This is a genomic window from uncultured Bacillus sp. (assembly GCF_958411575.1).
Taxonomy (GTDB): domain Bacteria; phylum Bacillota; class Bacilli; order Bacillales; family Bacillaceae; genus Bacillus; species Bacillus spizizenii.
In genome coordinates this window covers 1-23,242 of the sequence record NZ_CATYRA010000020.1, presented here as the reverse complement: position 1 = coordinate 23,242, position 23,242 = coordinate 1, and the positions used below count along the sequence as shown (strand labels likewise).

At 42.0% G+C, this 23,242-nt stretch carries 24 protein-coding genes; 9 read left to right on the top strand and 15 right to left on the bottom strand.

Annotation, left to right across the window (positions count from 1 at the left end):
* Positions 1-130: 130 nt before the first annotated feature.
* Positions 131-250 (bottom strand): GapA-binding peptide SR1P, encoded by a 120-nt coding sequence (locus Q5C82_RS20190; RefSeq protein ID WP_079996350.1) that lies wholly within the window; start codon positions 248-250, stop codon positions 131-133.
* A 420-nt stretch (positions 251-670) separates the two neighbouring features.
* Between Q5C82_RS20190 and slp the strand changes: the two genes are divergently transcribed.
* Positions 671-1,045, top strand: a complete 375-nt coding sequence (slp, locus tag Q5C82_RS20185) for a peptidoglycan-associated lipoprotein Slp (RefSeq protein ID WP_003222285.1) — start codon at positions 671-673, stop codon at positions 1,043-1,045.
* Between the two features lie 45 nt (positions 1,046-1,090).
* Here the strand turns inward: slp and lpdA are convergent, their stop codons facing one another.
* The 5 genes from lpdA to Q5C82_RS20160 form a co-directional block, all read right to left on the bottom strand.
* Positions 1,091-2,503, bottom strand: coding sequence for a dihydrolipoyl dehydrogenase (gene lpdA, locus Q5C82_RS20180; protein WP_003222288.1), 1,413 nt, complete (start codon positions 2,501-2,503; stop codon positions 1,091-1,093).
* A gap of 4 nt (positions 2,504-2,507) precedes the next feature.
* Positions 2,508-3,836, bottom strand: coding sequence for a pyruvate dehydrogenase complex dihydrolipoyllysine-residue acetyltransferase (gene pdhC, locus Q5C82_RS20175; RefSeq protein WP_003222290.1), 1,329 nt, complete (start codon positions 3,834-3,836; stop codon positions 2,508-2,510).
* A gap of 115 nt (positions 3,837-3,951) precedes the next feature.
* Positions 3,952-4,929 carry a pyruvate dehydrogenase complex E1 component subunit beta gene (gene pdhB / locus Q5C82_RS20170; protein WP_003222291.1) on the bottom strand — a complete coding sequence of 326 codons (978 nt, stop codon included), beginning with the start codon at positions 4,927-4,929 and terminating at the stop codon, positions 3,952-3,954.
* A 3-nt stretch (positions 4,930-4,932) separates the two neighbouring features.
* Entirely contained in the window at positions 4,933-6,048 is a 1,116-nt protein-coding gene (gene pdhA, locus Q5C82_RS20165) for a pyruvate dehydrogenase (acetyl-transferring) E1 component subunit alpha (protein ID WP_003222294.1), read from the bottom strand.
* Positions 6,049-6,470: 422 nt separating this feature from the next.
* The gene (locus Q5C82_RS20160) at positions 6,471-7,142 is read right to left on the bottom strand and encodes a YkyA family protein (RefSeq protein WP_003222296.1); all 672 of its coding nucleotides are present in this window, start codon (positions 7,140-7,142) and stop codon (positions 6,471-6,473) included.
* Positions 7,143-7,353: 211 nt separating this feature from the next.
* On the opposite strand from Q5C82_RS20160, the gene Q5C82_RS20155 reads away from it, so the two are divergent.
* On the top strand, positions 7,354-7,506 hold the full coding sequence (locus Q5C82_RS20155; RefSeq protein WP_003222298.1) for a YjcZ family sporulation protein: 153 nt from the start codon (positions 7,354-7,356) through the stop codon (positions 7,504-7,506).
* 109 nt (positions 7,507-7,615) lie between these two features.
* Entirely contained in the window at positions 7,616-8,170 is a 555-nt protein-coding gene (def, locus tag Q5C82_RS20150) for a peptide deformylase (protein ID WP_003222300.1), read from the top strand.
* Between the two features lie 34 nt (positions 8,171-8,204).
* Here def and Q5C82_RS20145 read toward each other — a convergent pair whose 3' ends face one another.
* Positions 8,205-8,978: a Cof-type HAD-IIB family hydrolase gene (locus Q5C82_RS20145; protein ID WP_003222301.1), complete on the bottom strand. Its 774-nt coding sequence runs from the start codon at positions 8,976-8,978 to the stop codon at positions 8,205-8,207.
* Positions 8,979-9,360: 382 nt separating this feature from the next.
* Between Q5C82_RS20145 and rnpZA the strand changes: the two genes are divergently transcribed.
* The gene (rnpZA, locus tag Q5C82_RS20140) at positions 9,361-9,570 is read left to right on the top strand and encodes an RNA polymerase subunit omega 1 (protein WP_003222303.1); all 210 of its coding nucleotides are present in this window, start codon (positions 9,361-9,363) and stop codon (positions 9,568-9,570) included.
* Between the two features lie 5 nt (positions 9,571-9,575).
* Positions 9,576-11,243, top strand: a complete 1,668-nt coding sequence (rnjA, locus tag Q5C82_RS20135; RefSeq protein ID WP_003222305.1) for a ribonuclease J1 — start codon at positions 9,576-9,578, stop codon at positions 11,241-11,243.
* A 35-nt stretch (positions 11,244-11,278) separates the two neighbouring features.
* On the opposite strand, the gene ade is transcribed toward rnjA, so the two are convergent.
* The 5 genes from ade to abhA all read right to left on the bottom strand — a co-directional run bounded on the left by ade (position 11,279) and on the right by abhA (position 16,508).
* On the bottom strand, positions 11,279-13,012 hold the full coding sequence (gene ade, locus Q5C82_RS20130; protein ID WP_003222307.1) for an adenine deaminase: 1,734 nt from the start codon (positions 13,010-13,012) through the stop codon (positions 11,279-11,281).
* Between the two features lie 157 nt (positions 13,013-13,169).
* Positions 13,170-13,835, bottom strand: a complete 666-nt coding sequence (gene ktrC / locus Q5C82_RS20125; RefSeq protein WP_003222311.1) for a Ktr system potassium transporter KtrC — start codon at positions 13,833-13,835, stop codon at positions 13,170-13,172.
* 71 nt (positions 13,836-13,906) lie between these two features.
* Positions 13,907-14,734: a gamma-glutamylcyclotransferase gene (locus Q5C82_RS20120; protein WP_003222313.1), complete on the bottom strand. Its 828-nt coding sequence runs from the start codon at positions 14,732-14,734 to the stop codon at positions 13,907-13,909.
* Between the two features lie 16 nt (positions 14,735-14,750).
* Positions 14,751-16,037, bottom strand: a complete 1,287-nt coding sequence (kinC, locus tag Q5C82_RS20115; protein WP_003222315.1) for a two-component sensor histidine kinase KinC — start codon at positions 16,035-16,037, stop codon at positions 14,751-14,753.
* A gap of 192 nt (positions 16,038-16,229) precedes the next feature.
* Positions 16,230-16,508 carry a transcriptional regulator AbhA gene (gene abhA, locus Q5C82_RS20110; RefSeq protein WP_003222317.1) on the bottom strand — a complete coding sequence of 93 codons (279 nt, stop codon included), beginning with the start codon at positions 16,506-16,508 and terminating at the stop codon, positions 16,230-16,232.
* A gap of 280 nt (positions 16,509-16,788) precedes the next feature.
* On the opposite strand from abhA, the gene mreBH reads away from it, so the two are divergent.
* The 3 genes from mreBH to Q5C82_RS20095 all read left to right on the top strand — a co-directional run bounded on the left by mreBH (position 16,789) and on the right by Q5C82_RS20095 (position 19,374).
* Positions 16,789-17,796 carry a cell shape-determining protein MreBH gene (mreBH, locus tag Q5C82_RS20105; RefSeq protein ID WP_003222320.1) on the top strand — a complete coding sequence of 336 codons (1,008 nt, stop codon included), beginning with the start codon at positions 16,789-16,791 and terminating at the stop codon, positions 17,794-17,796.
* Positions 17,797-17,897: 101 nt separating this feature from the next.
* Positions 17,898-18,032, top strand: coding sequence for a protein YkpC (locus Q5C82_RS20100; protein WP_003222322.1), 135 nt, complete (start codon positions 17,898-17,900; stop codon positions 18,030-18,032).
* A 109-nt stretch (positions 18,033-18,141) separates the two neighbouring features.
* Positions 18,142-19,374 (top strand): aminopeptidase, encoded by a 1,233-nt coding sequence (locus Q5C82_RS20095; protein ID WP_003222324.1) that lies wholly within the window; start codon positions 18,142-18,144, stop codon positions 19,372-19,374.
* Positions 19,375-19,404: 30 nt separating this feature from the next.
* Here the strand turns inward: Q5C82_RS20095 and Q5C82_RS20090 are convergent, their stop codons facing one another.
* Both Q5C82_RS20090 and Q5C82_RS20085 read right to left on the bottom strand, forming a co-directional pair.
* Positions 19,405-20,316, bottom strand: coding sequence for a ketopantoate reductase family protein (locus tag Q5C82_RS20090; RefSeq protein ID WP_003222326.1), 912 nt, complete (start codon positions 20,314-20,316; stop codon positions 19,405-19,407).
* A 61-nt stretch (positions 20,317-20,377) separates the two neighbouring features.
* Complete coding sequence (locus Q5C82_RS20085) at positions 20,378-21,997, bottom strand: ABC-F family ATP-binding cassette domain-containing protein (RefSeq protein WP_003222327.1); 1,620 nt, start codon at positions 21,995-21,997, stop codon at positions 20,378-20,380.
* A 181-nt stretch (positions 21,998-22,178) separates the two neighbouring features.
* Between Q5C82_RS20085 and Q5C82_RS20080 the strand changes: the two genes are divergently transcribed.
* Entirely contained in the window at positions 22,179-22,448 is a 270-nt protein-coding gene (locus Q5C82_RS20080) for a hypothetical protein (RefSeq protein WP_003222329.1), read from the top strand.
* Positions 22,449-22,483: 35 nt separating this feature from the next.
* On the opposite strand, the gene sipT is transcribed toward Q5C82_RS20080, so the two are convergent.
* On the bottom strand, positions 22,484-23,065 hold the full coding sequence (gene sipT / locus Q5C82_RS20075; protein ID WP_003222331.1) for a signal peptidase I sipT: 582 nt from the start codon (positions 23,063-23,065) through the stop codon (positions 22,484-22,486).
* Positions 23,066-23,242 lie beyond the last annotated feature (177 nt).

The following is a 23,242-nucleotide window of genomic DNA, read 5'->3' as shown; positions in this document are numbered from 1 at the left end:
AACTCACTCTTGTCCCCATAGAAAAAACACCTCCAAGTCTTATTTCGGATAACAATCATCCTTTTTCAAACTTGAAGGTGTTTTTTATTTGTCTCATCTTATGGGGTCAGTCCCTGAACCGCATGCTTTTTTACTCTTCATCAACAGGATATTGACATTGTCCGCAACATGTTCCATATAATGTAGTCACTTTCTCATCTTCAAAGTAATGAATGGCTTCGTTGCAATCTTGGCAAACAATTGTACCCATCTCTCATTCCCCATTTCTTTGAAATTTGAAAACGCTTAATTTCTTTTGTTGTTATTATATTAATATGTCACATTTAAAATGTCAACAACAAGCTGTATAACACATTTAATTTAAACATCGCTATATATAGCGTATTTTTTCTTTTTTCATCATATAATATTTTCTTCATACAGCAGCGTTAATCGATACATATGCCAAAAAACATAACATGATTTCATGTTTTCTTGAACTTTTATGAAAGAACGCAGCAATAAATTCTATATACCCCCAGGTTGCTATCTTAAACGATGGATATGATATGTAATCTCACTTTAAAAACGGTTTCAATTATATAACAATTAGGTAACAAGGAGCAGATTAAGCTGCCTCTCATGATAAACTAAAGCTAGTTTACTATTGTTTATACAGAGGAGAAGATAGATGCGATATCGCGCGGTATTTCCCATACTGATAATAGTATTTGCTTTATCGGGCTGTACGCTTTCCACCATCAATCCGGTGAAAAAAAGCCGTATTGACAACATTCATCATACACAAATCCTGTTTTTTTCTGATGAGAACCAAATTGACCAGGAAGCGCCATATTACGATGCACTGCTTGATTTAGAAAAAGACTATCCCGAGCAAATAGATAAAATGAAGGTCTATGATAACAAAGAAGGCTGGGAAGATGAGATTGAAACCGTCCCTACCCTTATGGTCGTTGATCAGCGTCATGTTGTGGTGAAAATAGAGGGATGTGTGAAAAAGAAAGAAGACATCATTAAACCATTGCAGCATGTGCTGTCAAAATAAAAAAACAGCCCCGCCTTTAAGCGAGGGCTGTTTTTGATAAGAGCATTATTTTACGATGTGAATCGGACTTCCGATTGCCACTTCAGCTGCTTCCATTGTGATTTCGCCCAATGTTGGGTGAGCGTGAATTGTCATCGCGATATCTTCAGCAGTCATGCCGCCTTCGATCGCTAAGCTTAATTCAGAAATCATATCAGAAGCACTTGCGCCGGCGATTTGCGCACCGATCACAAGACCGTCCTCTTTACGAGTGATTAGCTTCATGAAGCCGTCTGTTTCGTTAAGAGAAAGTGCACGGCCGTTTGCTGCAAATGGGAATTTAGCAGCAACAATGTCAAGACCTTCTTCTTTCGCCTGTGCTTCAGTGTAACCAACTGATGCAAGTTCAGGCTCAGAGAAGACAACCGCAGGAATACCAAGGTAATCGATTTCTGCAGGCTCTCCAGCGATAGCTTCTGCTGCGATTTTACCTTCGTAAGATGCTTTGTGAGCAAGCGGCGGTCCTTCGATGATATCACCGATTGCATAAATGTTAGGTACGTTTGTACGGCACTGTTTGTCAGTTTTCACAACACCGCGGTCCGTCATTTCAATACCGACTTGCTCAAGACCAAGCTCATCAGTGTTTGGACGGCGTCCTACTGTAATCAGTACGTAATCAGCATCAACAGTTTTTTCTTCGCCTTTTACTTCAAAAGTAACTGTTACGCCGTCCGGTCTTTCTTCAACGCCTTTAGCCATCGCATTTGTATGGATTTCAACATTGCCTTTTTTCTTCAGTCTGCGTGTAACAAGAGAACTCATTTGTTTTTCGAAGCCAGGAAGAATTTCATCTCCGCCTTCAAGAATAACAAGCTCAGTGCCAAAGTTAGCATATGCAGTTCCAAGCTCAGTTCCGATATAGCCGCCGCCGATAACAACGAGCTTTTTAGGAATTTCTTTAAGAGCCAAAGCGCCTGTTGAATTTAGGACACGCTCAGTATATTTGAAGTTTGGCAATTCGATAGGACGAGAACCAGTTGCAATAATGGCGTTTTTGAACGTGTATGTTTGAGCAGAGTTCTCATCCATAACACGAACTGAATTGCTGTCTACAAAGTAAGCTTCACCTTTTACAACATCTACTTTGTTCCCTTTAAGAAGTCCTGCAACACCGCCAGTAAGCTTGTTTACAACAGAAGCTTTCCATTCTTGAACTTTTGTGAAATCAACTGATACGTTCTCAGCAGTGATCCCCATGTCGTCAGAATGCTTTGCATTCTCATAACGGTGGCCCGCATTGATCAGCGCTTTTGAAGGGATACATCCAACGTTTAGACAAACGCCTCCAAGAGTTGCTTTTTCAACGACTGTTACTTTTTGTCCAAGCTGTGCAGCGCGGATGGCAGCTACATAGCCGCCAGGTCCCGCACCAATTACAAGAGTATCTGTTTCAATAGGGAAATCTCCTACTACCATAACATTACGCCTCCATTAAAATTAATTGTGGATCGTTCAGTAAACGCTTGATGTGATTTAATGCATTTTGCGCAGTTGCTCCGTCGATCATGCGGTGGTCGAAGCTGAGAGAAAGAGCTAAGACTGGAGCTGCTACGATTTCGCCATCACGAACAATCGCTTTTTCTGCAATGCGTCCGATACCAAGAATCGCAACTTCTGGATGGTTGATAACCGGAGTGAACCATTGTCCGCCGGCAGAACCGATGTTTGTAATTGTGCAAGATGCGCCTTTCATTTCAGCTGGAGCAAGCTTGCCTTCACGAGCTTTTGTTGCAAGGCCATTGATCTCATCAGAAATTTCAAAGACAGATTTACGATCTGCATTTTTCACAACCGGTACAAGCAAGCCTTTTTCAGTGTCAGCAGCGATACCGATGTTGAAGTAATGTTTTTGGACTACTTCTTCTGTTTTATCGTCAATTGACGTGTTTAAAACAGGGAATTTTTTCAGTGCAGATGTAAGAGCTTTTACAACGTAAGGCAAGTAAGTCAGCTTGATTCCTTGATCAGCAGCAACCTGTTTGAACTGTTTACGATGTGCAACAAGGTTTGTTACATCCACTTCGTCCATTAACGTTACGTGAGGAGCTGTGTGTTTAGAGTTAACCATCGCTTTCGCAATTGCTTTACGGATACCGCTCATTTTTTCGCGTGTTTCTGGGAATTCGCCCTCTGGAGCCGGTGCAGCAGCCGGTTTAGCAGCTGTTTCTTGTGGTGCAGCTGTTTCTTGCGGCGCTGCTTCTTGCGCTCCTCCGTTTACAAAGCTGTCGATATCTTCTTTTACAACACGTCCGTTGTTGCCTGAACCAGTAACTTTACGGATGTCTACGCCTTTTTCACGAGCATATTTACGTACAGAAGGCATAGCGATCACTCGTTTGTTCGGGTCAACTTCAGCTTGATCCTGCTGTCCTGCGCCTGTTGCTTTTGCAGGCTCTTGAGCTTGCTCTTCTTTCGCAACGTCTTGTCCAGCTTCTGCTGTTGACTGAACTTGTGCTTCAGTTTTCGCATCATCTGACTCTTCGCTGCCTTTAAATTGAAGGTCTTCGTAACCAGGTGCATCAAACGTAATGATCGTTTGTCCAACAGTTGCAACCGTTCCCTCTTCAACTTTTAATTCTAATACTTTTCCTTTAACAGGTGAAGGAATTTCTACTACTGCTTTATCATTTTGGACTTCAGCCAGTACATCATCTTCGTCAACCTCATCGTTAGGCTTGACAAACCATTTTACGATTTCGCCTTCGTGGATACCTTCCCCGATATCTGGAAGTTTAAATTCAAATGCCACAGTTCTCGACCTCCTAGTTTGATTAAGCAATTTTAAAGTTTACAACGTAAGCATTGAAAACAGATATATAATAGAGGGAAAACCGTTCATCTTCCCTCTCGATTATGCAGTTTGATTAAAATTCAAGTACTTTTCTTGCTGTTTCAAGAACATCTTTATGGTTTGGAAGCCATACGCTCTCCGCTTGAGAGAAAGGAAATACTGTATCAGGCGCAGCCACGCGAAGTACAGGTGCTTCCAAGCTCAAGATCGCACGGTCATTAATTTCTGCTACTACGTTTGCAGCAATACCGGCTTGTTTTTGTGCCTCTTGAACAACAATCGCGCGTCCTGTTTTTTCTACAGATGCGATGATTGTATCAATGTCAAGCGGGCTTACAGTGCGAAGGTCGACAACTTCAGCAGAAATGCCGTCTTTTTCAAGCTCCTCAGCAGCTTTTAATGATTCATGAACCATTGCGCCGTAAGTGATGATTGAAAGGTCAGTACCTTCACGTTTTACGTCTGCTTTGCCAAGCTCAATTGTGTATTCTTCTTCAGGAACTTCCTGACGGAAAGAACGATAAAGCTTCATGTGCTCTAAGAAAACAACAGGATCATTGTCTCTGATCGCAGCAATTAAAAGTCCTTTGGCATCGTAAGGAGTTGATGGAATAACAACTTTGATACCAGGCTGTTGTGCAACAAGACCTTCTAAGCTATCAGCGTGAAGCTCAGGAGTATGAACACCGCCGCCGAACGGAGAACGAATTGTTACAGGTGAAGTCCAGCGTCCGCCAGAACGGTAACGCATACGAGCCATTTGGCCAGAAACTGAATCCATTACTTCGTAAACAAATCCGAAGAATTGGATTTCCATTACCGGGCGGAAGCCGTTTAAGCCTAAACCAAGGGCAAGACCGCCGATACCAGATTCAGCAAGTGGCGTGTCAAACACACGGTCTTCACCGAATTCTTTTTGCAATCCTTCTGTCGCACGGAATACGCCGCCGTTAACACCAACGTCTTCTCCGAAAACTAAGACATTTTCGTCATTTTTCAGTTCTGTGCGTAACGCATCCGTGATTGCTTGAATCATTGTCATTTGCGCCATGGCTTACTTCGACTCCTTCTGTGTATAAATTTCAAATTGCTCCTCAAGGTTGTGAGGCATTTTTTCGTACATGATTTTCATTAAATCAGTTACTTTTTGCTTCGGCTCAGCATCAGCTTTTTTGATCGCTTGTTTAATTTCTTCTTTCGCATCCTCAATTACTTTTGCTTCTTCTTCTTCAGACCATAGGCCTTTGTTTTCAAGGAACGCACGGAAGCGTACAAGCGGATCTTTTTGTTCCCACTCATTTTCGATTTCTTTTGTACGATATTTAGTCGGATCATCACCAGCCATTGTGTGCGGGCCGTAACGGAATGTAAGTGTTTCAATCAGTGTTGGGCCTTCGCCATTGATTGCGCGTTCGCGTGCTTCAGCAGTTGCAGCGTATACAGCAAGCGGATCCATTCCGTCTACTTGTACGCCGACAATACCTGCAGCTACTGCTTTTTGTGCAATTGTTTCAGCCGCAGATTGTTTTTCAACCGGAGTTGAAATCGCGTAGCGGTTGTTTTGTACTACGAAGATTGCAGGTGCTTTATAAGCGCCGGCAAAGTTAATTCCTTCGTAGAAGTCCCCTTGTGAAGCTCCGCCGTCACCAGTGTAAGTGATTGCGACAGCTTTTTTACCGCGTTTTTTAAGACCTAGCGCAACACCGGCAGTTTGAATGTATTGAGCACCGATAATGATTTGTGGAGAAAGGGCATTCACATCATCAGGCATTTGGTTTCCTCTGAAATGTCCGCGAGAGAAAAGAAACGCTTGATATAATGGAAGGCCGTGCCAAATTAACTGAGGCACATCACGGTATCCAGGAAGAACAAAATCTTCTTTTTCAAGCGCGAAATGCGTTGCAATCTGAGAAGCTTCTTGACCCGCAGTAGGAGCGTAGAATCCGAGACGTCCTTGACGGTTTAATGAGATAGAGCGCTGATCAAGCACACGCGTAAATACCATGCGTCGCATTAGCTCTTTTAATTGATCATCTGTTAAATCAGGCATCGCCGCTTCATTCACGACTTCTCCCTTTTCATTTAAAATTTGGAACGTTTCGAACTGCTTCTTAATGGCATCAAATTGCTTTTTACTATCAACGATAGCTTTTTTCGTTTTTGCAGCCATACTAAGTCACCTCTTCCTTTCTTTTAAACAGTCATTAGACGTGCATTCCTTTTATACATACAAACTTAGGGTACCCTAAAGTATTAGCAGTAAGTCGTATATATTTTAGCCGATCCCCAGTTTGCCAAAACCTTTTATGTAGGATAGTTACACTCTGCTTTGAACTGTATTATTTCGAAGTTGTAAAAAACTAATACAACACCGCTTAACATGGATTAGTTTACACCAAATAAAGAAGAGCCGTCAATCGTTTTCATCGCTGATTTTCAATAAATGTATTCGCTTTACATTTTCAATAAAAAAACAGATGCCAGCTGTATCCAAAACTGTACTAGTATACATCTCCTCACTGTACTACAATAGAAATGAAAATTTTGAACGAAATTGGCGTCGTGTTTATTTTAAAAAAGAGCTGTTCATAGTCAGCTCTTTTTCACGTGATAGCCTGCTGCATCATATAGATCTTCCCGGGCTTTATTATATTTTTCTGTTTGTTCATTAAATTCTCCGCTGTATTTAAGGACCTTTTCATAAGAAGTATTGACTTTATCGATCTGCTTGTCCAGATCATCTCGTGCCAAGTCTTTATCTTTCAGCTGCATATACAGCTTTTTATTAAGCTGAAGCGCTTTTTTATACTCTTCATACATGGAACCATATGATGTATATCTTTTCTTCATATGGCTTGCTGCGGCATCGGCCTTTTCTTTTATGTGTTTATCCTTAATTTGTTCAGCAGACGTTTTGGCTTCCTCAAATTCCGATTCCGATTTTTTGATGCTGTCATTTTCAATCTTCAGATGTTCTTCGCGCTGGCTGACATTTTCTAGCGCTTCGTTAGATAAAGCAACAATTTTTTTATAATCATCCATATTGAGCTTCATAACATCATCGTAAAGCTGGTTTTCCTTCGCCTCTAATTCTTCGAGCGTTTTCTGTTCTTCTAGAAACGGCTTTTCCGATTCCGCAGCTTTTTCTAATGAATGATGAAGTGAATCAACTGGGCCCTGTCCCATGCATCCTGTTAATATCAGTGTCATCGTACAAAAAGCTCCGATTTTCATTCCGGGCTGCCGTTTTAATGCGTCTTTCACGTTAAATCCCCCAATCTTGACAGTTTCTACTATAAAATCCATGGGGACGTTTGGCAATAGCTGTACTGGATAAGGCAGCTCTGAATCACATCAAAAAAATGAAAAATCAGGACAGATGACCATACAACTTTTTTGTTTTTACATAGGTTATAGTAGACGCTATGCCTACTTCTAAAGGCTCTGGCGTAATTAAAAGAGGAGGTTTTTTTATATGTATGGATATGGTTACGGCGGAGGCTGCTGCAGTTATGGTGGTTACGGATATGGCGGTTATGGCTACGGCCGCACCTTTGCGCTAATCGTTGTTTTATTCATTCTGTTAATCATTGTCGGAGCTGCTTATTTAGGCGGAGGCTGTTGCTAATTACACAGGGTGAACTTGACCAGCCGTAAATGGCTGGTCATTTGTTTCGTTGCACCTTTGTGAAGAAATCCGATATAATTTACATATTAAGCTTTAGGAGTGAAGTTTCTTGATTACTATGGAAAACATCGTACGTGACGGCCATCCAGCCCTCAGAGAAACAGCCGAACCTGTTGAGCTGCCTCCGACTGATGCAGAAAAACAGCAGCTGGCCGACATGATCGAATTTGTTAAGAACAGCCAAAATCCGGAATTAGCCGAAAAATACAAGCTGCGTCCAGGCGTAGGACTCGCAGCTCCTCAAATTAATATCAAAAAACGAATGATCGCTGTTCATGCGGAAGATGCTTCTGGTAAGTTATACAGCTATGCTTTGTTTAATCCTAAGATCGTCAGCCATTCTGTTGAAAAAAGCTACTTAACAAGCGGCGAAGGCTGCCTGTCTGTTGATGAAGCGATTCCCGGTTATGTTCCCCGCTATGCTCGCATCAGAGTAAAAGGAACAACCCTTGAAGGCGAAAACATTGATATCCGTTTAAAAGGATTTCCGGCTATTGTGTTTCAGCACGAGATTGATCATCTGAACGGTGTTATGTTCTATGATCATATTGATAAGGAGAATCCTTTCAAAGAACCTGAACATGCAATCGCGATTGAGCGCTAAAAGAAAAACGGCTGGCACAGTGCCAGCCGTTTCTTTATTTTAAAAGACCCAATTCTTTCACAGCGTATGCAATTCCATCCTCGTCTACCGGCTTTGTTACAAAGTCCGCGATTTCTTTCAATTCAGGAACAGCATTTCCCATAGCTACGCCTGTCCCGACATATTCAATCATTTGCAGATCGTTTAATCCGTCGCCGAAAGCATATGTATCGCTGATATCAAACGGTAGACGCTCGATCACCTTTTTGATCCCTTCCGCCTTCGAACCTCCATGCGGCAGAACATCGGTCGAATACTCATGCCAGCGCACTAAATCAAATTCAGGAAAAGCGGCATAAGCTTTTTCTTCTTCATCCTGGCAAAATAATAGAAGCTGAAAAATTTCTTTACCTTCATAGAAAAGGTCATCGGTTTCTGGATAATCGGTTTTAAGGCTGCCGATTCCCTCCAAAACATGAGGGTGATCCGCAACAGTCGCTTTCATCGTGTCCTCAGCCATAAACACGACAGGATGTTTCCCCTCTCCCGCCTGCTTTAATAAGCGCCTGATTGCCTCTTCAGGCAGCGGATTTTTATAAATTACTTGATTTTCAAAGACAACATACTGCCCGTTATAGGAAATAAATGAGTGTATGCCCAGCTCCTCCAAAATCGGCTTAACCAAAAAAGGTGACCGCCCGCTGGCAATAAACACATGATGCCCTTGACGTTGCAGCTCCGCTACCGTTTTTCTCGTACTTTCCGGTATATTCTTGTCATGATCATATATCGTACCGTCAATATCAAAAAAGATTAATTTTGAATCCATTGTAACGTCCCCTTTATCGTCTTGATCTGCAATTCCCACCCTCATCATACAAAAAGATTGCCATTCAGCAAACTATTTCGTTCAAAAATCATATTAAATTCCATTAATAACCACGAAAAGTCTTCCTCAACCTCCGTATACTATTCGTATAAAAGAACTCTGGACAAATGTTTATTAAAGGAGGGACTGACAAATGCTGCGCAAATTAAGAAAGAAACTCAGAAGACAATGGAACGGAATGCTCCGCAAGAAAGCCATTGCCTGACAAGGGATCTTTCACTTTTCGAGAGATCCTTATTTTGCTCAAGGCTTTCCTTATATTCCGTTTTCGAATATAATAGAGTAAGCGAGTCTAACATACGGCATTTAAGGAGAGATTTGGATGATTTATAAGGTATTTTATCAAGAAAAGGCTGACGAAGTACCTGTTCGGGAAAAGACAGATTCACTTTATATTGAAGGCGTATCTGAGCGTGACGTCAGAACAAAGTTGAAAGAGAAGAAATTTAATATTGAGTTTATCACACCTGTTGATGGTGCATTTTTAGAATATGAACAACAGAGCGAAAATTTTAAAGTATTGGAGTTATGAGCGGTATGAAATTTGTAAAAAATGATCAGACTGCTGTTTTCGCCCTCGGAGGTTTGGGCGAAATCGGTAAAAATACGTACGCAGTTCAATTTCAGGATGAAATTGTGCTGATTGATGCAGGGATCAAGTTTCCCGAGGATGAACTGCTCGGCATTGACTACGTTATCCCTGATTACACGTATTTAGTCAAAAATGAAGATAAAATTAAAGGGCTTTTTATCACCCACGGGCACGAAGACCACATCGGCGGTATTCCGTACCTGCTCAGACAAGTGAATATTCCTGTTTACGGCGGTAAACTCGCGATCGGCTTACTTCGGAATAAACTTGAAGAGCATGGATTATTAAGACAGACGAAACTGAACATTATCGGTGAAGATGATATCGTAAAGTTCCGCAAAACGGCTGTGTCATTCTTCAGAACAACACATAGCATTCCGGATTCCTACGGTATAGTTGTAAAGACGCCGCCAGGAAACATCGTACATACTGGAGATTTCAAATTCGACTTTACTCCAGTTGGCGAGCCAGCAAACTTGACGAAAATGGCCGAAATCGGAAAAGAAGGCGTTCTGTGCCTCCTTTCAGACAGCACAAACAGTGAGAACCCAGAGTTCACTATGTCTGAACGCCGTGTCGGAGAAAGCATTCATGACATTTTCCGCAAGGTAGACGGCCGAATTATCTTCGCTACGTTTGCGTCGAATATCCACCGCTTGCAGCAGGTAATTGAGGCTGCTGTATTAAATGGAAGAAAAGTTGCCGTATTTGGACGCAGTATGGAATCGGCTATCGAAATCGGACAAACTCTCGGATATATTAACTGTCCTAAAAATACATTTATTGAGCATAACGAAATCAATCGTTTGCCTGCCAATAAAGTAACAATTTTATGTACAGGAAGCCAAGGGGAACCGATGGCGGCATTATCAAGAATTGCAAACGGGACACACCGCCAGATTTCAATTAATCCTGGAGATACAGTTGTATTTTCTTCGTCCCCTATCCCAGGCAACACAATCAGCGTGAGCCGGACGATCAACCAGCTGTATCGCGCGGGGGCCGAGGTTATTCACGGACCTCTTAATGATATCCATACATCCGGTCACGGCGGACAGGAAGAACAGAAGCTGATGCTTCGTTTAATCAAGCCTAAATTCTTCATGCCGATTCACGGTGAGTACAGAATGCAAAAGATGCATGTCAAACTTGCAACAGATTGTGGCATCCCTGAAGAAAACTGCTTTATCATGGATAATGGTGAAGTATTGGCGCTTAAAGGCGATGAAGCTTCAGTTGCCGGTAAAATTCCGTCCGGTTCAGTATACATTGACGGAAGCGGCATCGGTGATATTGGCAATATCGTGCTTCGTGACCGCAGAATTCTTTCTGAAGAAGGTCTTGTCATTGTGGTTGTCAGCATTGACATGGAAGGCTTTAAGATTTCAGCGGGACCTGATTTGATTTCCAGAGGATTTGTGTACATGAGAGAATCTGGCGACTTGATCAATGACGCTCAAGAGCTTATCTCAAACCACCTACAAAAAGTGATGGAACGAAAAACGACTCAATGGTCTGAAATCAAAAATGAGATTACAGACACGCTTGCGCCGTTCTTATATGAAAAAACGAAACGCCGTCCGATGATCCTTCCGATCATCATGGAAGTTTAAAAAAAAGATGCACTCACTTTGGAGTGCATCTTTTTTTATTGCAATGCAATATGCTGAAATGATTTTACATCAAATAATCCTGTTGTCGTCATTTTGATGTCAGGAATGACAGGCAAAGCTAAAAACGACAGCGTCAAAAATGGATTAAACCCGCCTGTGAAACCGACTAATAACAATTTATCATGCAGCGTCAGTAAGCTTTGATTCACCTGTTCTGCAGATTGGTCGGATAATAATCCCGCAATCGGCAGCGGAACTGAATGAAGCTCTTCTCCATTTTTTATGACCGTTAACCCTCCGCCAATTTCATGCAGCTTATTAACTGCAGCCGCGATATCGGCATCATTTGCTCCGACGGCAATAATATTATGGGAATCGTGCGAGATGGTTGTAGCTATCGCTCCGCTCTTCAATCCAAATCCTTTCACAACACCAAGCCCGATTTCTTTTAAACCATTATGCCGCTCAACAACTGCAATCTTTAACAAATCGAGCTCAATGTCAGACTCAAAGTCGCGGGCATTAGGAGTCTCGACATGTATCAATCGTGTTTCAAGCTGATTTGGAATGATTTGAATCACATTGATCTGCTGCTTTGGATCAATTGGCATATGAAAATTCTGTTTGTTAAGAGGAGCAGCAAGCTTAACAGAATCAAGCAGTGCTGCTTCTGGTGCCGCCGTTGAAGCATTATCTTGATACATTGCTTTGCTGCCTTCAGCAACAGTCTGTCCTTTTACCATCGTCATTGTGACAGTGACGTTTTCCAGATCAGATACAAAGAGCAAATCAGCGTCAAAACCCGGGGCAATCGCTCCCTTTGTATCTAATCCATAGCATTCGGCTGCATTAAGGCTTCCTAATTGATAGGCTAAAAACGGGTTTAGTCCGGCTTGAATCGCCATTTTTACCTGATGATTCACACTACCCTCTGACAATAAATCATCCACATGCTTATCATCCGTACAGAAGAAGAAACGGCGCGCGTTCTTTTCATTCACCGCCGGCAGCACATTGAGAGTGTTTTTTGCGACTGACCCTTCACGCATCATCACATACATTCCCCTTCTAATACGATCAAGGGCTTCTTCCTTCGTCGTTACTTCATGATCGTTTAAGACCAATGCGGTTCTATATATGTTAATGAGATCTGTAGATAATCCCGCCAAATGACCGTCTATCCGCTTTCCTGCAACACGGGCATCGAGCAGTTTCTGAACCATATCTTCTTCAGCCTGCTGAACCGACACATAATCCATAACTTCAGCCAGCCCCAATACTTCTTCCTCTTCGTAAAAAGGCTTTAAATCGGCAGCTTTGAGCACTGCGCCTGATCGCTCAAAGCTTGCGGCAGGCACACTGGAGGGGAGCATAAAATGGATATTCAGCGGTGTTTGCCGAGCCTGTTCAATCATGAATGCAATCCCTTTTTCCCCAGACACATTCGCGATCTCATGCGGATCGGTAACAACGGTCGTCACGCCATGCGGCAGTATCGCTTTAGCGAATTCTATTGGTGTAACCATTGATGACTCAATATGTACATGTCCATCAATAAATCCCGGAACAATCATTTGTCCCTCCGCATCAATGATATTTTCGCCTTCATACTCGCCGAGGCCTACAATGACTCCATCTGTAATCGCAATATCTTCATATATCCACTCTTGATTATATACGTCCATGATTTTTCCGTTCTTAATGACGATATCAGCTTTTTGTCTTCGGGCTGAAGCATTCAGCCTATTGACCAGCGCTTCTTTATTCAAATAGGCCCCTCCTCTTTTTTATTATATGGTACAATATGCTATCGGAACGCCTATGCTTAGTCAATAAAATTTTAAGAAATTGACGCTCATTTCATTAAAGTTGTTATATTCTGATAATATTTAAAAAACCGCCCTTTGGGGACGGCTTGTTTTACTGCTATTTTGTATGAAGAACTCTTTTTTCGAAACGGGAAATGTCTGTAACTGATCCAATGACGATGAGAATATCTTCTTGATGGATAACTTCCGTCGCAAGAGGTGATACGATGACTTCCTTGCCTCTTTTAATGGCTACGATGTTAATACCGTATTTCGCACGAATATCTAAATCGAGAAGCGTATTTCCAGCCAGGCGGCTGTTAGCTACGATTTCAACAAGACTATGCTCTTCAGACAGCTCCAAATAATCAAGTACGTTGTTGGACACGATGTTATGTGCAATTCGTTTTGCCATATCGCGTTCTGGGTGGACGATGTGATCTGCACCGATTTTAGACAGCACTTTTTCGTGATAATCATTCTGTGCCTTAACTGTAATGGTATGAACGCCAAGTTCTTTCAGAATGAGAGTCGTTAAAATACTCGCTTGAATATTTTCTCCGATTGCTACAATAACGTGGTCAAAATTTCGCAGACCCAAATTTTTCAGGACAGATTCGTCTGTTGAATCACCGATAACGGCGTGGGATGCGATCTTGGCATATTCGTTGACTTTATCTTCATCGATATCCATCGCCATAACCTCGACGCCTTCTTCGCTTAATGCTTTGCAAATACTGCCACCAAAACGGCCAAGTCCAATTACCGCAAATTCTTTTTTCATAATGGTGCTCCTTTACCTGACTTCATATTGATCAAATTTTATCATATTCTTTTGTAACAGTGTTAATTTCGTTACCCTTGTGGGAGCGAATTCATATGCCGCTTGAGCTTTTCAGCAAACACCGGTGACAAATGCATCTCCGCTCCGCGTTCAATTTCAATCTGATAGTGCTGAGGCGGGGCAGTTTCCGCTTCTTTTCGGAGGACGAGAAAGGTTAAGCAGTCTGTGTAGCGCCTTCCGCCTGCCTCAACGTCTACAAATGCCGGCCGATACGTAAGAGATTCAACGCCTTCCCTTTTATACAGATAGGAGAGAGCAGAGAAAGGAATACGATATAAAACGCCTTCTGTTATTCCTCCGTCTTCCATCATATCCGCTCTTGAGCCGTCTTCCCTTTTTAGTGTGAAGCGGGTTGTGTAACCTTTTAAAACAGCTCTTCCCACTGGATCTTGAAAATAGTGATCGACTCCAGCCTTTTGAAAGCGGCCATTGTCCATGCAGGACCCATAGGCAAAATAATAAACAGGATTTTGCGATTTGCTGATCATCTGATGTTCTTTCCAGTCGCCGCTGTTTATTATCGGAAAGCCGGCACACTCGTCTTTGTTCATAAAATAAACAAGCGCTTTTTTGATCCCGGCATCCGTTTCTACAAGCACCGTTTGTTTATCATAGCCTTGATAAAATTGATCGAGCTTATGTATACACAATTCGTCTGCTTCATATATCTCGCCGCATATATAGCCCTCATCTTCAAAAACGGCTGCGGGTCCCTCTTTTGCAGCAAACAGACGTCCCTTCGTTCTGGCCTGCTCATTAATACATGCCGATTGAGCAAGCAGATGATGATTTTCTTCATGTTTTCTTAATGTCCCGTATACAAACAGAAGCGAGTTCATCTTCATGTTCCCCCTCTCAGCTGTCTGATGTTAAAGGCAAAACAACTTGAAAGACGCTGCCTTTTCCAGCTTCACTTTCGATTTTCAATTCCCCGTCATGTTCTTTCAAAATTCTCAAACAAATGGCAAGTCCGAGCCCGGTGCCCTTTTCTTTTGTTGAATAAAAAGGTTTACCAATCTGTTTAAGCTTTTCCTGCGGCATGCCGTTCCCTTCATCTTTGACGCTTATCACTGCATGAGAGGCTGTTTTAGCAGTCGAAATGGTTACGACACCGCCTTTTGGCATTGCCTCAATCCCATTTTTTATGATATTGATAAAGACCTGCTTCAGCTGATTTTCGTCTCCGTTAATGATACAGCCATCTGTCTCTTTGAAATTTTTTTCTATGACGATATTGGACAGAATAGCATTGGTATCAAGCAATGTCGTGACTTGTTTCAGGATCTCGTTGAGCTGATGCATTTTAAATGTAACCGCCTGCGGTTTTGCAAGCAGCAGCAGCTCGCTGAGCACCAAATCGATTCTTTTAATCTCTGAAAAGATGATGTCAAAATAGCCTTTTCTGTCCGGGTATTGTGTTTTCATAATCTGAAGGAAACCGCTGACAGATGTTAAAGGGTTTCTGACCTCGTGTGCAATACCAGCGGCAAGCTCACTCGTAATTGACAGTTTTTGAGATTCTCTCGCCAGCCGTTCATTAATCTCAATGAGCTCATCTTCAGCCTCTTTCCGCTCAGTAATATCTGACATTGTACCTAGGCTGCCTGTAAATTGGCCATCTCGGTCGTAGTAAAGTTTATAATGAACTTCTCCCCAAAAAATCGTGCCGCTCTTTTTCACGTATTTTGCCGTAAACATGCCAGAAGACGCTTTGTTTTGAATTTGGCTGTTAATGTGGTCGGCTACGTGCTTTTCTTTTATGAAGTAATCATTATACATCGTTCCCATACATTCACTGATTGAAAAGCCGGTTATGGATGCCCACGCTTGGTTTAAATATGTAATTTCGCCTTTTGCATTCGTTTGAAATACGATTTCCTGCAAATTATCCATGATGCGGTTTTTTTCTTCAGAGAGCTGTTTATACTTCCATTCATTATCCTTCATTTTCTTAACCAGCTGCTGTTTCTCATCGACATAATAAGCCAGCATCCAAACACTTACTATCGTGACTGCAGTATACACAATATCAACAGGCCAATTAATCGGGTTTTTGCCTATAATATAAAATAAATAATCCCAAAACATAATAAAAATCATTGCCAAAATGATGGAAATGATACGAGCTTGATATTTTCTCATATGACCACCTGCCGCTTGTGTTTCTCTACTTATTGTACCATTCTTCGACAAATAATTGAGTAAAATATGTAAAGTATCCCAAATCATTCATTACCTAATGTTCATGATGTTATATCTTAGGCGGCGGTAATCAGAAATTGGCACAAAAAAAAAGACGGAGATTCTATCGCTCCGCCTTTTTCAAACATGTTATTATTCTTTTAAAGCGGCTTGAATTTCTTCGAGAAGCAGCTGTGCACCTTCAGGGCTTAACGTAATTTTACCGTTGCCGTATTCTTTATTTTCTGAAGTGATTTCTCCGGTCATAAAACAGACGCCATGAGGTTTGTACTTTTTCAGGATAATTTTATCTCCGTCAACAAAAAACTCAATGCTGTCTTTTATAGCAATATCAAGTGCCCGTCTTAATTCTATCGGCATGACAATACGCCCTAATTCATCTACTTTTCTTACAACACCTATTGATTTCATAAAAACCCTTCTTCCTTTAAATGTTTCTACTCATATAATGTTTAAGGATGCACCTCAATATATCGTAGACGTACGAAACTTAGAAAAAGTTTCCCGCTTTCTATAAGAATCACAAGATATTTTTTCCATGAAACCGAAAAATGTATTACTTCTGTTACACAGTTCCGTGATTTTTTACAAAAACATTTCTTTCCCGACGCACACCCCCACAAATCGCTTTATTTCTTAGAAACTTTAAATGTAGAATCATATAAAATCAGGATAAAGATTGGGTGAAAACATGTTTCAATCAACTGAAATCGGGATTGACTTAGGAACAGCTAATATACTTGTTTACAGCAAAAATAAAGGGATTATCTTAAATGAACCATCTGTTGTTGCAGTGGATACAACGACAAAAGCAGTTCTTGCAATCGGGGCTGACGCGAAAAACATGATCGGTAAAACACCGGGAAAAATTGTCGCTGTCAGACCAATGAAAGATGGCGTTATCGCGGACTATGATATGACAACCGATCTGCTAAAACACATTATGAAAAAAGCCGCAAAAAGCATCGGCATGTCGTTCAGAAAACCGAACGTCGTCGTTTGTACACCTTCAGGCTCAACAGCAGTAGAACGCCGCGCCATCAGTGATGCGGTGAAAAATTGCGGCGCTAAAAACGTTCATTTAATTGAAGAGCCAGTAGCAGCCGCGATCGGAGCGGATTTACCGGTCGATGAGCCGGTTGCCAATGTGGTAGTAGATATCGGCGGAGGGACGACAGAGGTCGCCATCATCTCCTTCGGCGGTGTTGTTTCCTGCCACTCTATCAGAATAGGCGGAGACCAGCTTGATGAGGATATCGTTTCTTTCGTCCGGAAAAAATACAATTTACTGATCGGCGAACGCACAGCTGAGCAGGTAAAAATGGAAATTGGCCATGCCTTGATTGAGCATGTTCCTGAAGCAATGGAAATTCGGGGACGCGACCTCGTGACAGGCCTTCCAAAAACCATTATGCTTCAATCTAATGAAATTCAAGATGCAATGCGTGAATCTCTCCTCCATATTCTCGAAGCCATCAGAGCTACACTTGAGGACTGCCCGCCTGAATTGAGCGGAGATATTGTTGACCGCGGCGTTATTTTAACAGGCGGCGGCGCGCTCCTTAACGGGATTAAAGAATGGCTCACAGAAGAGATTGTCGTGCCTGTACACGTGGCGCAAAACCCGCTTGAATGTGTGGCAATCGGCACCGGCCGTTCTTTAGAAGTGATTGATAAGCTTCAAAAGGCGGTTAAATAGTCTTTTCTCGAAAAAAATCTCACATATAGCGAATTTCTTGCTTCTTTTTTCCTCACTCCCTACATATTGTGGGAAATGGAGAAACGTTAAGGAGGAAACAGATGCTAAGAGATTTAGGAAGAAGAGTAGCGATCGCAGCCATTTTAAGCGGAATTATTCTTGGAGGCATGAGCATTTCTTTAGCAAATATGCCCCATTCGCCTGCAGGCGATACTGTAAAACTGAATCATCCGTAATATCGAAAGACCCAAGACAGTGTTTTGGGTTTTTCACTTTGGCCTCCTTTCTTTCCTTTATAGGATCATATTTGATATGATGAGAAAAAAGCTTAAGGAGGAATGATTCATGGATTCATTTTCACAGAAATTAAATACATATGCGCAGCTGGCTGTAGAGGTCGGCGTAAACGTCCAAAAAGGCCAGTATGTAGTTGTAAATGCTTCAACAGATGTACAGGATTTTGTCCGCTTAATTGTGAAGCATGCATATGAAAAAGGTGCAAAAAATGTCACGGTGAATTGGCAGGATGACGAAGTCGCCAAATTAAAATATGAACTCGCGCCTTTTGAAGCTTTTGAAGAATACCCTGAATGGGAAGCAAAAGGCAGAGAAGAGCTTGCTAAAAAAGGAGCCGCTTTCATCTCTATTGTGTCGTCAAACCCAGACTTACTAAAAGGTGTAGATTCTAAACGGATTGCTGCCTTCCAAAAAGCAGCAGGCAAAGCATTACATACATACAGACAATATATTCAATCTGACAAAGTCAGCTGGACTGTCGTAGGTGCGGCGTCAGCGGGCTGGGCTCAAAAAGTTTTTCCAGGCAAATCAGAGGAGGATGCGATTCAGCTTCTGTGGGAAGAAATTTTCAAAGCGACGCGCGTAAACGAAGACAACCCGGTTCAAGCGTGGATGAATCATGATCAAAATCTTCATGAAAAAGTTGACCATTTGAACGAGAGACATTATGCTGCTTTACATTATCAAGCAGAAGGAACTGATTTAACAATTAAGCTCCCTAGGAAGCATGTTTGGGCTGGTGCTGGAAGCGTGAGTGAGAGCGGCCATGAGTTTATGGCCAATATGCCGACAGAAGAAGTATTCACGCTTCCGCAAAAAGACGGGGTCGACGGAGTGGTATCAAGCACAAAACCGTTAAGCTACGGTGGAAATATTATTGAAAACTTCACCCTCACGTTTGAAAATGGCCGTATAATCGATATTAAAGCGGAAAAAGGTGAGGACATTTTAAAAGAACTGGTGGAAACAGATGAGGGTTCTCACTATTTAGGTGAAGTGGCGCTTGTTCCTTACGATTCACCTATATCACAATCAAATATTCTTTTCTATAACACATTGTTTGATGAAAACGCGTCAAATCATTTGGCGATTGGAAGTGCATATGCCTTTAACATTGAAGGCGGGAAACAGATGTCTCGTGAGGAGCTTGTTAAAGAAGGCTTAAATGAAAGCATTACACACGTGGACTTTATGATTGGTTCTAAGGATATGAATATTGACGGAATTACGTCAGACGGAAAAAGAGAGCCTATCTTCAGAAACGGAAATTGGGCTTTTTAAATAAACAAAAGGAGGCTTTTCGCCTCCTTTTTATTTTTCTGCTTCATACATTTGCAGATTGGCATAAACCGTTTCTAATATAGGTGCTGCAAGAGATAAACGCTTTGCTTTTTCAAGCAAAAAGCCGTGCAGGTGGTCGCCTTCAGTTGTTTGTCCGTTTTCCATATCACGAAGCATGGAGGATTTCATATGATAAGACATGCTTGTCATCGTACGGAAGCTCTCTTCTTCAAGATCCGGATCTGCAGGAACGCCTTCTTTTCGTAGAATAGCTCCAATTTCCCCAATAAGCATTTGGACCGTGTGACGTCCGCCTTCTGTCTCGAGGATCGGGCCAAGCGGTCTTTGAAATAACGTTGTAATCCCCGCTTGCGCCGCAATAAACAGATACTTTTTCCAAATGTCCTTCTCGATATGCCCGCTGATAATGACTTCTGCCTTCACGCCTGAAAATGCCTCTTCAAGCGCTGTTATCCGTTCCGTACGCTCACCGTTCCACTCTCCGAATACAAAACGATGCGATGCACTCGTATGGTGAATTTCCCCCTTATTGTTTAGAGCACTTTCTATAAAACACAAACCGCCCAGCACCTGTTCTTTTGAAAATGCCGTAAACAGCTGCTCGTAGTGGCGGTACCCATTTAAGAAAGGGATAATGACAGATTCGCGACCGATAAACGGTTTGACATCGTCTATCACCTGATCAAGTGAATATGCTTTAGAAGCGATGATAACGACGTCAAAATGCCCTGTTTCTCCGGCACTGATTAATGCGGGCTGAAATGATACATCCCCCTTTTCACTATGGATGACAAGCCCAGTTTCTTTTAACTGTTCAGCTCTTTTATGGCGTACGAGAAATGTCACATCATTGCCTTTCTCTGCAAGCCGGCCGCCAATATATCCGCCTACTCCTCCTGCTCCGACAACTAAAAATTTCATGCTGTGATCCCCTTTCAACTCTATGTATCAAAAAGAAGCAGAGGAATCTCTGCTTCTTTTATTACGCGTATAGTTCAGCCAGTTTTTTCTGCACATCAGCATTTTCAAGGAACTCATCATAGCTCATTTGCTTATCGACGATGCCTTTAGGTGTAATTTCTATAATTCTGTTTGCAATTGTCTGTACAAACTGATGGTCATGGGATGTGAACAGCATAGCGCCTTTAAAGCTGATTAAGCCGTTATTGAGCGCTGTAATGGATTCTAAGTCTAAATGGTTGGTCGGCTCATCTAAAATTAAAATATTGGCGCCAGAAAGCATCGCTTTCGACAGCATACAGCGAACCTTTTCTCCCCCGGATAGTACATTTGCTTTTTTGTGGACTTCTTCTCCGGAGAACAGCATGCGACCTAAGAATCCGCGTAAAAAGCTCTCACTTTGGTCATGGGGAGAATATTGGCGAAGCCAGTCTACAAGATTCAGATCACTGCCTTCGAAATATTCGCTGTTGTCTTTTGGAAAATACGTTTGAGATGTCGTAACGCCCCATTTAAACGTTCCGCTGTCAGCTTCCATTTCCCCGGAAATGATTTTAAACAGCGTAGTAACAGCCAATTCGTTGCGGCCAGTGAAAGCAATTTTATCTTCTCTATTCATAATAAAGCTGACATTGTCGAGTACCTTGACACCATCGATTGTTTTCGTTAAGCCTTCCACCCGAAGAACATCATTTCCGATTTCCCGTTCCGGCGTAAAGTTAACATAAGGATAGCGACGGGAAGACGGTTTAATATCATCCAGCGTAATTTTTTCGAGAAGTTTCTTTCTTGATGTAGCTTGCTTAGATTTAGACGCATTGGCGCTGAATCTAGCGACAAACTCTTGAAGCTGTTTAATTTGTTCTTCTTTTTTCTTGTTCGCTTCTTGAGAAAGCTTTAATGCCAACTGGCTTGATTCATACCAGAAATCATAGTTTCCGACATAGATTTGGATCTTGTTAAAATCAAGGTCAGCAATGTGTGTACACACTTTATTTAAGAAGTGACGGTCATGGGATACAACAATAACAGTGTTTTCGAAGTTAATCAGAAACTCTTCCAGCCACTGAATCGCCTGAAGGTCCAAGTGGTTCGTCGGCTCATCAAGCAGCAGAACATCCGGCTTGCCGAATAATGCCTGTGCCAAGAGCACTTTTACTTTCTCTGAACCGCCAAGGTCTTCCATCTTCTTCGTATGAAGATCTTCTGAAATACCAAGGCCTTTTAAAAGGATCGCAGCTTCACTTTCCGCTTCCCATCCATTCAGCTCCGCAAATTCACCTTCGAGTTCAGCAGCACGAATTCCATCCTCATCTGAGAAATCAGGCTTCATGTAAATGGCGTCTTTCTCCTGCATGACTTCATACAGGCGTTTGTGGCCCATAATAACCACTTTCAGCACTTCATACTCTTCGTACTCGAAATGGTTCTGCTTCAAGATGGCAAGACGCTCGCCAGGACTCATATGAACATCGCCTGTCTGAGGCTCGATTTCGCCAGAGAGCACTTTCAGAAACGTTGATTTACCGGCACCATTTGCACCAATTAACCCATAGCAGTTGCCTGGGGTAAATTTAATATTAACATCTTCAAATAACTTGCGATCCGCAAACCGCAAGCTTACATTATTTACAGCAATCATTTATTATCCTCCATCATGTCTATCATCAATAAAAGTATACCATGAATGCAGGGCAAGAGAAATGATTCCCTGATAAAACAAGAGAGAAAACACTTATACACCTAAACCGGCCAGCTATGTTACAATTAAACAGAGAGAATGCATCCGGCTGGAAAATTACACACTCTCATGGAGGAACACGTTGAGGCTTTTAACACTTACTGAATACTGTTTATTGATCTTTTTTACGGGCTTTTACCTTGCCGTAACAGGCTTTACCGCCAAAGATATCGGCTTATATATTGGAATAGCCCTGATTTATATATTTTCGCACATTTTTTCTAAACGACTTTTAGAAAAGCGCGGAAAAGAGAACAAACAGGTTCACCTTTTCTTCAGTGTACTGGCCATTATCGGTTCAGTGTTCATTACTGTATTATGCATTGCATTGGTCGCTTCTTTTTCAAATTAAAAAACGCCTGCTGTCCAAAGGCCAGCAAGGCGTTTTTATTTTGTTTGACGCATTTCGTTAAACGGGAAAAAGACAAACTTCGATGTGCCGACAATCCGGTCTTCCGCAATCAGTCCCAGCCCATTTCGGCTGTCCATTGAATTCAGCCGGTTATCCCCCATGACAAAATATTTGCCTTTCGGAACCTTAACCGGTCCAAAGTCGCCTGTCAGACTGACACCAAGTTTTTCTGCTTCCTGTTTGTTTTTAGACAAGTAAGGCTCGGCTACTTTTTTTCCGTTTATATAAAGCGTGTCATCCTTCATTTGAACGGTTTCTCCGGGCTTTCCGATCAATCTTTTTACGTAATGGATTTTCGAAGTCTCACCGTTGATAATGACGATATCTCCGCGCTTCAGCTCGCCGATATAGTTGACTGTCTTATTCACAAACAGCCTTTCTCCATCATGTAATGTGGGATACATAGATGAACCTTCAACTAAATAAGGTTCAAACAAAAAGTGACGGATCAGGAGAGCCAGCAGAACCGCGATGACAATCGCTTTTCCCCATTCCAAGTACGTATTGGTTTTTTTCTTCGCCGTTTTTTCAATTTTCGTGTTTTTTTCCTCGGTCAAAGTGTTTCCTCCTAGACGATTGCTATGTCAGTTGTTTCCCTTCTTTTACTTTATCATAAAAGATAATAAAATACATAACTTAACCGCGCTCCAGCGAGCAGGATAAAGAAAAAGCGTCCTTTTGAATGGGACTGACCCCATAATATGAGACAAATAAAAAACACCTTCTAGTTTGAA